The organism is Streptococcus oralis subsp. tigurinus, assembly GCF_002096275.1.
Taxonomy (GTDB): domain Bacteria; phylum Bacillota; class Bacilli; order Lactobacillales; family Streptococcaceae; genus Streptococcus; species Streptococcus oralis_CN.
In genome coordinates this window covers 1-14,447 of sequence record NZ_NCUG01000015.1, presented here as the reverse complement: position 1 = coordinate 14,447, position 14,447 = coordinate 1, and the positions used below count along the sequence as shown (strand labels likewise).

General features: G+C 40.2%; 7 protein-coding genes. All 7 read left to right on the top strand.

The features are described 5' to 3' along the window. Nucleotide 1 precedes the first annotated feature (1 nt). Entirely contained in the window at nt 2-958 is a 957-nt protein-coding gene (locus B7725_RS01995; protein ID WP_084874312.1) for a hypothetical protein, read from the top strand. A 151-nt stretch (nt 959-1,109) separates the two neighbouring features. Next, a complete protein-coding gene (locus tag B7725_RS01990) occupies nt 1,110-1,439 on the top strand; it encodes a hypothetical protein (protein ID WP_033584556.1) in 330 nt (109 codons plus the stop codon). Between the two features lie 6 nt (nt 1,440-1,445). Next, a complete protein-coding gene (locus B7725_RS01985) occupies nt 1,446-1,640 on the top strand; it encodes a helix-turn-helix transcriptional regulator (protein WP_033584559.1) in 195 nt (64 codons plus the stop codon). Between the two features lie 239 nt (nt 1,641-1,879). After that, nucleotides 1,880-3,628 carry a glycoside hydrolase family 13 protein gene (locus tag B7725_RS01980; RefSeq protein ID WP_084874311.1) on the top strand — a complete coding sequence of 583 codons (1,749 nt, stop codon included), beginning with the start codon at nt 1,880-1,882 and terminating at the stop codon, nt 3,626-3,628. Nucleotides 3,629-3,642: 14 nt separating this feature from the next. Continuing rightward, the gene (locus tag B7725_RS01975) at nt 3,643-4,200 is read left to right on the top strand and encodes an SMI1/KNR4 family protein (RefSeq protein WP_084874310.1); all 558 of its coding nucleotides are present in this window, start codon (nt 3,643-3,645) and stop codon (nt 4,198-4,200) included. Between the two features lie 404 nt (nt 4,201-4,604). Further along, the gene (bgaA, locus tag B7725_RS01970; RefSeq protein ID WP_084874309.1) at nt 4,605-11,843 is read left to right on the top strand and encodes an LPXTG-anchored adhesin/beta-galactosidase BgaA; all 7,239 of its coding nucleotides are present in this window, start codon (nt 4,605-4,607) and stop codon (nt 11,841-11,843) included. A 526-nt stretch (nt 11,844-12,369) separates the two neighbouring features. Beyond that, a partial coding sequence (locus B7725_RS01965) for a SpaA isopeptide-forming pilin-related protein (protein WP_142357344.1) occupies nt 12,370-14,447 on the top strand: 2,078 nt, incomplete at its 3' end.

The window sequence follows — 14,447 nt, the reverse complement described above, 5'->3', positions numbered from 1 at the left end:
AATGGGGAAGTTAAAGTTAAGTCTATTGAATAAATGGGAACTAGACAAGGACTACAATAGTGTTTTCAATTCTGTCATGTTACATGATGGTAGAGCCTTTGTCTTGACCAGTGAGAAGGAAGCTTTCAATCTCTACTGTCTGCTTGAAGTATCACCTTTGGGTGTGAAGGAGATAGATGCTTGGTATTGTGACCATGTTTGGGAGGAAGAGCCTCTACTCTTTACAGATGGACAAAATATTGGCATCATCAAGGCTGGCAAGGAAATAGTCTATTATACTGGTGATTTTTCTAATCCAGAAATCATTGCCATAAAGGATCCGCAAAGTATACTTCCTAAAAAGGCACAAGAGAGATATTTTCAAATCGTATCAGATAGCGACCAGATACCCGTGTGTTTTGAAAATCAAGTTTATACAAATCAGGCAAGAAACTTTGCCCTTTTAGAATTTGATCGAGAGAAAAAGCAGGCGAAGTGGACCACTTATTCGCATATTGATAAAAAAGAGTTAAATCACCACGACACGAACTCAAGTTTTTGTCCTAAAATCGATAGTATGAAATCTTGGAAGCAAGAGCTCTATGCCTTTAGCTCTGGAGAAAGTCAAACCTCTGTCAATAAATGGGGCATGGACTATTATGCTCTTGTTAAAATCTCTAGTGATGGTCGTATTATCGAAAAGTTATTAGAATCTGAACATTTAAAGGCTTTAGGCAAAAAAGCTGGTGTCAATGGAATTTTTACGGATTCGCCTTATCTTATCCTGAGCCCCTTATTTAAGAATGATGACTGGAAGGGTAAGCAAAAGCTATTTTCTCTGGCAACGAGAGAATGGTGCGATATTGCCTTGCCTAGAGGAATGAGTAAACACAAGCTTCAAAATATGACAGACAACTTTTGTTTAACCTTCCTGTACGACAGAGGTTTAAAAGAACTTGCCCTTTGTCGGATTGACTAGGCTGTAAATCAGAGTTAGAAATATTCTTAGAATAGAAGAAAATAAAAAAGCCTAAAAATGTTAAAACATCTTGACATTTCATCGATTTAGAGTATAATAAAAAATGTAAAGAGCTCTTGACATTGTTTTGACAGATTGGAGGAACAGGACTATGAGAAAAATGGATGAAATGGACAGAGCGATTCAGCTACGTTCTGAGGAATGGGGTTATAAAACGGCTCTATTTGGCTTATGTGGATGGACAGTATTTAATATTTATCAATCTATTACAAAAGGCATTGAACTTGAAATGTTACCATGTCTGATTTTATGTTTATCTATTTCTGTTCAAGGATTTACACAAATTGCCATAAAACAGAAAATGGTTGATGGTGATGAAGATTTTAAAGAACCTAATAAACTTGTTCAAGGAGTAATTTTGATGGTTGTTATCCTTATCGTAGTTTTGGCAATTGGCATTTATTGTTTTCAGAAAGACTAATGCTGTATGAAAAATAATATCAAACAGCTAAGAAAGTCTGAAGGACTACGTCAGGAAGATATGGCAAAAATATTAGGCGTTAGTCGACAAACCATTATTGCTATCGAGAATGACAAGTACAATCCTACACTTGAACTAGCAATGAAAATTGCAAGGTTGCTACAACTACATGTTGAAGAAATTTTCATTTTAGAAGATTAAAGATATCAGATAGCATTTATTCTAATCATCTGATTCGTAATGATGGAGAGTTTTCCGGTTCATGGAAACTCTCTTTTAAAGCTCATAAAGATTCTACTCAATTTTACCCTTGTCCATCTATATATCTATCGTAAAACTGGTATAAAAATTGCAAATCGGATCTTTAAATAGTATACTAGTTCTGTTAGTTATGAAAACGTTTGCGTTTTTGTTGATGATGATTATTTAGGAGACAAGACATGGAATTGACAGCCATTTATCATAGGCCAGAATCAGAGTATGCTTATCTGTACAAAGAAGGTCAGCTACATATCCGAATTAGAACCAAGAAAAATGATGTCCAGCAGGTCATTTTGCACTATGGAGATCCCTTTATTTTCATTGAGAATAAGTATGAAGCCAAGAAAGAAATGACTAAAGCAACCTCGGATGCTTTATTTGATTATTGGCAGGTTACGGTATCGGTTGATTTTGCACGGATTCAGTATCTCTTTGAGCTCCTTGATGAGGAAGGTCAGGGTGTTTTATACGGTGATAAGGGTTGTGTGGAACATACTCAAGAAAACTTGGATGCTGAAGGCAATGGCTTTAAGCTTCCTTATATTCACGAAATTGACGGATGTCAGGTTCCTAGCTGGGTTTCAAATACCGTTTGGTATCAGATTTTCCCAGAACGCTTTTCTAATGGAAATCCTAATCTAACTCCTGATGGAGCTCGAGAGTGGGATGCTGCCATTACACCTAATAGGGATGACTTTTTTGGTGGAGACTTGCAAGGGATTATCGACCATCTGGACTATCTAAAAGATTTGGGAATCACTGGACTTTATCTATGTCCGATTTTTGAAGCTACAACCAATCATAAGTACGATACGACGGATTATTTTGAAATCGACCGTCACTTTGGAGACAAGGAAGTCTTTGCTACTCTAGTCGAGGAAGCTCACAAACGTGGTATCAAGATCATGCTAGATGCGGTATTTAATCATATTGGCGACCAGTCTGCCCAATGGCAGGATGTTCTAAAAAATGGAGAAAAGTCACCTTATAAAGATTGGTTCCATATTCAAGAATTCCCAATTACAGAGGATAAACTGAAAAACGCGAGAGAACTACCTTATCATACCTTTGCCTTTGCTAGCTATATGCCTAAGTTAAATACAGCAAATCCTGAAGTCAAAGACTATCTTTTAAGTGTTGCGACCTACTGGATTGAGAATTTTGATATCGATGCTTGGCGTTTGGACGTTGCCAATGAAATTGACCATCAGTTCTGGAAAGATTTTAGAAAGGCAGTTCTCGCTAAAAAGCCTGATTTGTATATTTTAGGTGAAATCTGGCATACGTCTCAGCCTTGGCTAAAAGGAGATGAGTTCCATGCTGTCATGAACTACCCGCTCTCTGAAAGTATCAAGGATTATTTCTTGCGTCAGCATAAAAAGACAGAGCAGTTTATTTCAGAAATCAATAGCCAGTCAATGTACTACAAGCAACAAATCTCAGAAGTGATGTTTAACCTTCTGGATTCTCACGATACAGAGCGTATCCTCACAACTGCCAAAGGCAATGTGCAACATGTCAAGGCTGCTTTAACCTTCCTCTACCTTCAAAAAGGGACTCCTTGTATCTATTACGGAACAGAGCTTGCATTAATAGGTGGACCAGATCCCGACTGCCGTCGTGTCATGCCTTGGGAACGTGTGTCTGAGGACAATGATATGCTGAATTTCATGAAGAAATTAATCAAGGTCCGTAAGGAAGTGGCAAGTATGATTCAGCATGGTTCATATTGCTTGCAAGAAGTGAAACCAGATGTTCTTGCCTTGAGCTGGAACTACCAAGGAAAAGAAGTTCAGGCAATCTTTAATCAGTCTAAAGAGAATTTTGTTTTAGAAAGAGACTCTGTTGATTTAGCGAGTCATTGCCATCTTAAAGATGAACAAGAGGTTATCTTACCAGATGGATTTGTAGTTATTATTTCTGAGTAAAAAGGATTAAAATAATGGCACTCAAGGAAGTTTATGAGTATTTTCGTCACTATGATAAGGAAACTTATCAGGTTGTCGCCTGCATGGGCAATGAACCATCGGAAGAAGATGTTCAGGATTTTGAAAATCAATACGGCATTCGTCTGCCAGAAGATTTCAGGGAATTCACTATGTCATCTCTGGGAGGTCTCTTTATGGAAGTCAGAGAAGAGCTATGGCCAAGAGCCAAGGCTTACGATGTAGCACCATTTTGGACCTTCTGTCGAGGTATTAAGGTCTTGGGAATTGCAAATGGCATCCCAGACTTCTTAGACATTCGTCTTAAAACCAAGGAATTACACGCTCTGGGCTTTGTGGATTATATTCCATTTCTGTCTATCATCGGGGATGGAGATGTGATTTTTTGCTTTGATAAGGACAATCATATAGTGGCTCTAGATTGGTATAATAGTGGCGAAACTGAAGAGCTTGAATGTGATTTTTCAGGACTTTTACTCCATCAAATTGCCGATCTAGAAGAACGTAAAAATGAGATGGTCAAGCTTTTGGAAAAGGGGAAATCTAGTCAATAATCTATAAGGAAATATCAGTTTGATAGTCCGTAAAAGAGGTTGGGACAAAAGATCCCGACCTCACTTTTTATTAGCAATCAAACTTTGATGCGGTAGCTGATTGAACTTTTTGTTCGTCTTTTAGACTCCAAAAAGCTCATAATCATCCTCGCGGGGCTGGGACTACGAAATCGAGACTTTGTCTATCGATTTCTGTCCCACCGCCTTTTTAGTAAAACCATTCACTAAATGTACATTCAGATTTTTAAACTTTTCTACTAATTATAGAAAAAACAATCAAAAATATGATTTTTTGTGTTTAGGGTATTGAAATTCCCTATATTATTTTATAAAATAATGGCAAAAGGCTATGAAAAAGTAATACGCTTACAATGAAATGGAAGCGGTTACTAAAGGAGGATTTTATGGAAAAAGGCCATTGGAATCGTAAAAGAGTCTACAGCATTCGCAAGTTTGCCGTAGGCGCTTGCTCTGTCATGATTGGAACCTGTTCGGTTCTATTTGGAGGAAGTGTCATTGGAGAATCACCAGTTTTCGCGGATGAAACTCCTATCGCCCGCACTGTGGAACAAGCAAAAGAGGAAAGTCCGGCAGTGGAGGAAAAAGAAAATCAAGCTGTAGCAGAGCACAAGGATGCTGCAAGTGTCGACCAAAGTCAAGCTGCTCCAATTGAAGCAAGCAAACCAGAGAAGAAAGAAGATGAACCTGTAGCTCCTAAAGAGGAGAAAGCATCTCTAAAACCTGAAGAAACAGCTCCAAAGGTAGAATCTCAAGCTTCAAGTCAAGAAAAGCCTGTCAAGGAAGATTTGAAAGCTGCGACAAATGAAGAAGTAAATCAAATGATTGAAGACAGAAAAGTGAATTTTAATCAAAATTGGCACTTTAAACTCAATGCGAATCCTAAAGAAGCTGTGAAATCAGATGCCGATGTATCAACATGGCAAAAATTGGATCTCCCACACGACTGGAGTATCTTTAACGATTTTGACCATCAATCACCTGCCCAAAACGAAGGTGGACAGCTCAATGGTGGTGAAGCTTGGTATCGCAAGACCTTTAAACTTGATGAAAAAGATCTCAAGAAAAATGTTCGTGTGACCTTTGATGGCGTCTACATGGACTCTCAAGTCTATGTCAATGGCCAGTTAGTGGGACATTATCCAAATGGTTATAACCAGTTCTCATACGATATTACTAAATACCTCCATAAAGATGGCCGTGAGAATGTGATTGCTGTCCATGCTGTCAACAAACAACCAAGTAGCCGTTGGTATTCTGGTAGTGGTATCTACCGTGATGTAACCTTGCAAGTGACAGATAAGGTTCATGTTGAGAAGAATGGGACAACTATCTTAACACCAAAACTTGAAGAACAGCAACATGGCAAGGTTGAAACTCATGTAGCCAGCAAAATCGTCAATACAGATGATAAAGACCATGAACTGGTGGCAGAGTATCAAATCGTTGAACGTGGTGGTCAGGCTGTAACGGGTTTGGTTCGTACAGCGAGTCGTACCTTAAAAGCACATGAATCAACAAGCCTTGATGCAATTTTAGAAGTTGAAAGACCAAAACTCTGGACAGTTTTAAACGATAAACCTGCCTTGTACGAATTGATTACGCGTGTTTACCGTGACGGTCAATTGGTTGATGCTAAGAAAGATTTGTTTGGTTACCGTTACTATCACTGGACTCCAAATGAAGGTTTCTCTTTGAATGGTGAACGCATTAAATTCCATGGTGTTTCCTTGCACCATGACCACGGAGCGCTTGGAGCAGAAGAAAATTATAAAGCAGAATACCGTCGTCTCAAACAAATGAAGGAGATGGGCGTTAACTCCATCCGTACAACCCATAACCCTGCAAGTCCACAGACCTTGCAAATCGCAGCAGAACTTGGTTTGCTGGTTCAGGAAGAGGCCTTTGATACTTGGTATGGTGGCAAGAAACCTTATGACTACGGACGTTTCTTTGAAAAAGATGCCACTCACCCAGAAGCTAGAAAAGGTGAAAAATGGTCTGACTACGATCTTCGTACCATGGTCGAAAGAGACAAAAATAACCCAGCTGTCTTCATGTGGTCTATCGGAAACGAAATCGGTGAAGCCAACGGCAATGCTCACTCACTTGCAACGGTTAAACGCTTAGTAAAAGTGATTAAAGATGTTGATAAGACTCGTTATGTTACCATGGGAGCAGATAAGTTCCGCTTTGGTGATGGTAGTGGTGATCATGAGAAAATTGCTGATGAACTGGATGCGGTTGGTTTCAACTACTCAGAAGACAACTACAAGAAACTTCGTGCGAAACATCCAAACTGGTTGATTTACGGTTCAGAAACATCTTCAGCAACCCGTACACGTGGAAGTTACTATCGTCCTGACCAAGAATTGGTACATAGCAACCAAGCTTATCGTAATTACGAACAGTCCGATTATGGAAATGACCGTGTTGGTTGGGGGAAAACTGCAACTGCTTCATGGACTTTTGACCGTGACAACGCTGGCTATGCTGGACAGTTTATCTGGACAGGTACGGACTATATTGGTGAACCTACACCATGGCACAACCAAAATCAAACTCCTGTTAAGAGCTCTTACTTTGGTATCGTAGATACAGCCGGCATTCCAAAACATGACTTCTACCTCTACCAAAGCCAATGGGTTTCTGTCAAGAAGAAACCAATGGTTCACCTTCTTCCTCACTGGAACGGGGAAAACCCTACTCTAAAAGCGAATGTGGCTGATGCAGACGGAAAAATCCCAGTTCGAGCCTATTCAAACGCTGCAAGCGTTGAATTGTTCTTGAACGGTCAATCTCTCGGAGTTAAGACCTTCAACAAAAAACAAACCAGCGATGGACGCACTTACCAAGAAGGTGCCAATGCCAAGGAACTCTATCTTGAGTGGAAGGTTGCGTACCAACCAGGTACTCTGGAAGCTGTAGCACGAGATGAAGCTGGAAAAGAAATTGCACGTGATAAGATCACTACTGCAGGCCAACCAGCAGGAGTTCGCCTCGTCAAGGAAGAACACGCAATCGCAGCAGATGGAAAAGACTTGACTTACATCTACTACGAAATCGTAGACAGTGAAGGAAATGTTGTACCAACTGCAAATAATCTGGTTCGTTTCCAATTACATGGACAAGGTCAACTGGTCGGTGTCGATAATGGGGAACAAGCCAGCCGTGAACGCTACAAGGCGCAACCAGACGGTTCTTGGGTCCGCAGAGCCTTTAACGGTAAAGGTGTTGCCATTGTCAAATCAACTGAACAAGCAGGTAAATTCACACTAACAGCCCATTCAGATCTCTTGAAATCGGACCAAGTCACCATCTTTACTGGTAAGAAAGAAGACCAAGAAAAGACCGTTCTCGGGACAGAAGTACCAAAAGTACGTACTGTTATTGAGAAAGAGCCAAAAATGCCGAAGACAGTCGGTTTTATCTACAGTGATGGCAGTCGTGAAAAACGTCCAGTAACTTGGTCTTCAGTTGATGTGAGCCAAGCAGGAGTTGTGACTGTTAAAGGTATGGCAGACGGACGCGAAGTTGAGGCCCGTGTCGAAATTCTAGCAATTGCAAATGAGCTTCCAACTGTTAAGCGTGTTGCTCCAGGAACAGACTTGAGTGCTGTTGACAAATACGTTTCTATTGCTGTTACGGATGGAAGCGTACAAGAATACGAAGTTGATAAGTGGGAGATTGCGGAAGCAGATAAAGCTAAACTGTCAGTTGCAGGATCACGTATTCAAATGACTGGCCAACTGGGTGGTGAGACTATTCATGCTACCCTTGTAGTAGAAGAAGGTGAGGCTGCGGCACCTGCATTACCAACTGTAACGGTTGGTGGTGAAGCTGTCACTGGTCTTACTAGCCAAAAACCAATGCAATATCGAACTCTTGCTTATGGAGCTAAGTTGCCAGAAGTTGTAGCAAGTGCTGAAAATGCGGATGTTACTGTAGTCCAAGCAAGTGCAGCAAACGGCATGCGTGCAAGTATCTATGTTCAACCAAAAGATGGTGGCCCTCTTCAAACCTATGCAATTCAATTCCTTGAAGAAGCACCGAAAATTGACCACTTGAGTTTGCAAGTAGAGCAAGCTGACGGTCTTAAAGAAGATCAAACAGTGAAATTGTCTATACTCGCTCACTATCAAGATGGAACGCAAGCAGTTTTACCAGCTGATAAAGTAACCTTCTCTACAAGTGGTGAAGGGGAAGTCGCAGTTCGTAAAGGAATGCTTGAGTTACATAAGCCAGGAGCAGTCACTCTGAAAGCGGAATATGAGGGGGCTAAAGGCCAAGTTGAACTCACTATCCAAGCCAATACTGAGACGAAGGTTGCGCAATCTATCCGTCCAGTAAATGTAGTGACAGACTTGCATCAAGAACCTACTCTTCCAACAACAGTAACTGTTGAGTATGACAAAGGTTTCCCTAAAACTCATAAAGTCACTTGGCAAGCTATTCCAAAAGAAAAACTAGACTCCTATCAAACATTTGAAGTACTAGGTAAAGTTGAAGGAATTGACCTTGAAGCGCGTGCTAAAGTCTCTGTAGAAGGTATTGTTTCGGTTGAAGAAGTCAGTGTGACAACCCCAATCGCAGAAGCACCACAATTACCAGAAAGTGTTCGTACCTACGATTCAAATGGTCACGTTTCATCAGCTAAGGTTACTTGGGATGCGATTCGTCCAGACCAATACGCCAAGGAAGGTGTCTTTACGGTTAATGGTCGTCTAGAAGGTACGCAATTAACAACTAAACTTCATGTTCGCGTATCTGCTCAAACTGAGCAAGGTGCAAATATTTCTGACCAATGGACCGGTTCAGAATTGCCACTGGCCTTTGCTTCAGACTCAAATCCAAGCGACCCTGTTTCAAACGTCAACGATAAATTGATTTCATTTAATGACCGCCCAGCCAACCGTTGGACAAACTGGAACCGTACTAATCCAGAAGCTTCAGTTGGTGTCCTATTCGGAGATTCAGGTATCTTGAGCAAACGTTCAGTTGATAATCTAAGTGTCGGATTCCACGAAGACCACGGAGTTGGTGTACCGAAGTCTTATGTGATTGAGTATTATGTTGGTAAGACTGTTCCAACAGCACCTAAAAACCCTAGCTTTGTAGGTGAAGAAAACCATGTCTTTAACGATCCAGCTAACTGGAAACCTGTTACCAATCTAAAAGCACCAGCTCAACTCAAGGCTGGAGAAATGAATCATTTCAGCTTTGATAAAGTTGAGACCTATGCGGTTCGCATTCGTATGGTTCGACTTGATAGCAAGAAAGGAACTTCTATCACAGAAGTACAAATCTTTGCAAAACAAGTCGCAGCAGCCAAACAAGGACAAACGAGAATCCAAGTTGACGGTAAAGACTTAGCAAACTTTAACCCTGATTTGACAGACTACTACCTTGAGTCTGTAGATGGAAAAGTTCCTGCAGTAACAGCAAGTGTTAGCAACAATGGTCTCGCTACCGTCGTTCCAAGTGTTCGTGAAGGTGAGCCAGTTCGTGTTATCGCGAAAGCTGAAAATGGTGATATCCTAGGAGAATACCGTCTACACTTTACAAGCAATAAAGACTTGCTTTCTCGTAAACCAGTTGCCGCGGTCAAACAAGCTCGCTTGCTACAAGTAGGGCAACCGCTTGAATTGCCAACTAAGGTTCCTGTTTACTTCACAGGTAAAGACGGTTACGAAACAAAAGACTTGGCAGTTGAATGGGAAGAAGTTACAGCAGAAAATCTGACAAAAGCAGGTCAATTTACTGTTCGAGGTCGTGTCCTTGGTAGTGATCTTGTTGCTGAGTTCACTGTACGAGTGACAGACAAACTAGGCGAAGCTCTCTCAAATAACCCAGAGTATGATGGAAACAGTAACCAAGCCTTTGCTTCCGCAACTAATGATATTGATCCAAGTTCACATGACCGTGTAGACTATATCAATGATGGAGATCATTCAGAAAATCGTCGTTGGACAAACTGGTCTCCAACACCATCTTCTAATCCAGAAGTATCAGCAGGTGTGATCTTCCGTGAAAATGGTAAGATTGTAGAACGGACTGTTGCGCAAGCCAAACTTCATTTCTTTGCAGATAGTGGTACGGATGCACCATCTAAACTCGTTTTGGAACGCTATATTGGCCCAGAGTTTGAAGTGCCTACCTACTATTCTAACTACCAAGCCTATGATGCAGCCCATCCATTCAACAATCCAGAAAATTGGGAAACTGTGCCTTATCGTGCGGATAAAGACATTGCAGCTGGTGATGAAATCAACGTAACATTTAAAGCTGTCAAAGCCAAAGCCATGAGATGGCGCATGGAGCGCAAAGCAGACAAGAACGGTGTTGCGATGATTGAGATGACCTTCCTTGCACCGAGTGAATTGCCTCAAGAAAGTACCCAATCGAAGATTCTTGTGGATGGAAAAGAACTTCCTGACTTCGCTGAGGATCGTCAAGACTATCAAATCACCTATAAAGGTCAACGTCCAAAAGTCTCAGTCGAAGAAAGTAATCAAGTGGCTTCAACAGTTGTAGATAGCGGAGACGATAGCCTTCCAGTACTTGTTCGTCTTGTTTCAGAAAGTGGAAAACAAGTCAAGGAATACCGTATCCACTTGACTAAGGAAAAACCAGTTTCTGAGAAGACTGTTGCTGCTGTACAAGAAGATCTTCCAAAACTCGAATTTGTTGAAAAAGATTTGGCCTACAAGACAGTTGAGAAAAAAGATTCAACACTGTATCTAGGTGAAACTCGTGTAAAACAAGAAGGAAAAGTTGGTAAAGAACGTATTTTCACATCGATGAATCCTGACGGGACTAAGGAAGAAAAACTCCGTGAAGTGGTAGAAGCTCCGACAGACCGCATCGTCTTGGTTGGAACGAAGCTAGGAACCTCCCTTCCAGAAGATGAAGTGAAGAACCTTGTCCTTAACAGACCAGAACTTGTAATCGAAGAAGAAGCAATTGATTTCAAGGTTCAGGAACGTAAGTCTGATAAGTTGTATCTAGGTGAAACTCGTATCCTCCAAGAAGGTCAAAAGGGTATTCGCATTCACTTGATCGAGGTTGAAAATGGTAAGCGGACTGAAAAAGAAAGCTATGATAAAGTTATAGCTCAGGATCGCATCGTAGAAGTTGGAACGAAACCAGGAACCTCCCTTCCAGAAGATGAAGTGAAGAACCTTGTCCTTAACAGACCAAAACTTGTAATCGAAGAAGAAACAATTGACTTCAAGGTTCAGGAACAAAAGAACGATAAGCTTCCAGCAGGTCAAACCCGTGTTCTCCAAGAAGGACAAAAAGGTATCCGTGTTCACTTGATTGAAGTTGAAAATGGCAAGCGAACTGAAAAAGAAAGCTATGATAAAGTCGTGGCTCAGGATCGCATCGTAGAAGTAGGTACGGCTGGTGAAACGACTAAACCAGTACCGCAAGAGTCTACAAAACCACAAGTATCAGAAAAAGCAGATACAAAAGAAATCGCTTCAAGTACAGCTGGTCAGGTTCAAAAAGAGCAGTTACCAAATACAGGAAGTGCAGAAAGTCAAGCAGCCCTAGCAGCAGGCCTAGCTCTTCTTGGTTTGAGCGCAGGACTAGTAGCCACTAAAGGCAAAAAAGAGGATTAGAATTTCTATGATATGAAGAGATGGGGACAAAATAGATTTATATTTTAAAAACTCTTCATTATGAATTTTGAAAATCTAATAGATTAAATAAAAAGTGAACCAAACTATTCTGGGACAATCAGAATTCTGTTTAGTTCACTTTTTGTTATGTTCTAAACTTTTATTATAATATATTTCTACTATATTAAATCTTATAACAGTATATAGATTAATAAATTGGTTATATTTAGTTTTAGGAATAAAGGGACATTATTTATTGAAGGATAGTAGAAATATCAAAGGAATGAATTCTTTAAAGTTGACATTTCGTAAATAAATTCTTTAGTAATGAAATAAATCAATTAAAATATATATGTTATAATAAACTTGATAAGTTCTATTATATCATGTGCTGTAAGTGAATATAATTTTATCAAGAATAGAGCATGGTGTTATTATGGATACGTCACTATATTGTGGAGGTGTTGCGTACGTAGAATTGAATACTTAATTTTTTATCGATATACAAATAGAAAGGTTGGTCATAATGGATAAGATAAAAAAATATCTCGGTTTTCTGGTATTCCCTCTTTTATTCTTGATGATGCTTTTCCCGGCGGGTGAAGCACATGCGGCAACTGATATCACGAGTAAAGTCAAAATAGATGACTTGAAGATTACTATAGCATCTACAGGAAGCGAGACTGAAGGAATTCATGGTTCAAATGATACTTCGATGAAATTGAAATATTCGGGTAAATTCTCATTTCCCAATGTGGCAGTTAATGAAATCAAGAATGGTGATTACTTTATCGTAAAAGCTCCAAATAACTTGAGTTTGACGGATGGTAATCTGGATTTGATTGATTCGACATCAAATACCAAAATGGGGACTGTCCAGGTGGATAATGCTAACCATCAGCTGGTATTTACTTTCAACGAAAAGGTGGAGGACAAGCAAAATATTCGTGGGGACTTTGTTGCAGAAGCAACTGAAACGCTCAAAAAAGAGGGGAAAACGGTTACCTATGTTTTACCAGATGGTAAAAAACAGACCATCACGTATAAAGTAAATAAATATGAACAGACTGACGTGATAGGAGAAACCATTACAAAGTACGGTTATAACGATAACAATAAGGCGATAGCACATTTTCAGATGAAGATTAATCGCGCTAAGAAAGATATGACTGGACATGTGGTGAAGATTACAGATGATGTTTCAAAGGGAGCCTTTGCTAACTATGTGGAAGGTACTTTCTATATGCATGAAGCGGAATTCGAAACGACGAATACGAATTCATCTGCTCTTAAACGTTTAGGTGATGAATACGAAATCACAACCGATCCGGAGGTATACAAGGCTAACTCAGATAAAAAAGCTTTGTTGACCTTTGTCAACGGGAAACGAGGATTTGAGTTGCTCATGCCGACCAATATGGGGACAAAGAGCTTTTTCTTAACGTATGATACGTCCTCACCAGCAGATACTTCAACGATAAGTAACTCAGCGCAGTACTTGATTGATAACCAACCACAACTTATTTGGGAAAAATACGGTGGTAGTATTGGAACCAGAACAGAAGCAACCTTTAATTTAAAGACGGTTAAATCTGTAGGTGCATCAGTCACAGCTGATATTGCTGGTAAGATCAAAATCACAAAATACGATGAAGCGGATGCAACTGTTAAGTTGGCAGGCGTTGTCTTTGAAATCCGTGAGAAAACCACTAATAATTTGGTTGATACCGTTACAACAGATGCGGATGGGATAGCTGTCTCAAAGGCTCTCAATAATGGTAAGTATATCGTTAAAGAAAAAACTCCTAAATCAGGCTATCAGGTAAATAGTCAAGAGTTCGAAGTGGAGATGAAAGATGGAAAGGGTGTTCCCCTCAATATCTCTAACAAACGTGTGACAGTTGACTTTGAAGCAACCAAGACTTGGGTAAACGGAAAAGCAACTGACTACAAAAAAGTCAAACTCGGTTTGTATGTGCACAAAGAAGGACAAACTGTTGCAGATGCAAAACCTGTTACTGGGAACTACACCCCTGAAGTGACAGAGTCTAATGGTGTTTACACTTATAAATGGAAAAATCAACTTCCTGAACGTGATGTTGATGGAAGCAAGCTAGTTTATTCTGTTCGAGAACTTGAAGATCAGACGGGTCTTCCTCTGAAAGCAGGAGAGAAAGTCAAAGTAGGCGACAACAGCTATGTTGTATCCTATAACGGAAACAACAAAGTCACCAACACTTACGAAGTTCCAAAGACAAACGTGACGGCTAAGAAAGTCTGGGTTGGCGGTCAGGAACATATTCGTCCAACTGTCTACTTCAAACTCTATCGTATGCCAGAAGGTGGAGCGATTGAAGAAGTAGTTGGTGTTAGTCAAAAAGAAGTTCCCAAAACAGATGGAACTGTAGAATGGACAGACCTTCCTGCGACAGATGAGCACGGCGTGAAGTACACTTATAGTGTGATGGAAGTCGATGAAGATGGCAATCTCATCGTAGATACGATAGATGGCTATACTCCAGCACAAACAGCTGATTTGACTGTTACAAATACGTATAGCACTGAACCAGCTGAGGCTGTAATTGAAGCTAAGAAAAAATTGGA

Excerpts from the sequence above, each read along its gene's own strand:
- B7725_RS01995 (WP_084874312.1), top strand. The coding sequence starts at position 2 with ATGGGGAAGTTAAAGTTAAGTCTATTGAATAAATGGGAACTAGACAAG.
- B7725_RS01990 (WP_033584556.1), top strand. The coding sequence starts at position 1,110 with ATGAGAAAAATGGATGAAATGGACAGAGCGATTCAGCTACGTTCTGAG.
- B7725_RS01985 (WP_033584559.1), top strand. The coding sequence starts at position 1,446 with ATGAAAAATAATATCAAACAGCTAAGAAAGTCTGAAGGACTACGTCAG.
- B7725_RS01980 (WP_084874311.1), top strand. The coding sequence starts at position 1,880 with ATGGAATTGACAGCCATTTATCATAGGCCAGAATCAGAGTATGCTTAT.
- B7725_RS01975 (WP_084874310.1), top strand. The coding sequence starts at position 3,643 with ATGGCACTCAAGGAAGTTTATGAGTATTTTCGTCACTATGATAAGGAA.
- bgaA (WP_084874309.1), top strand. The coding sequence starts at position 4,605 with ATGGAAAAAGGCCATTGGAATCGTAAAAGAGTCTACAGCATTCGCAAG.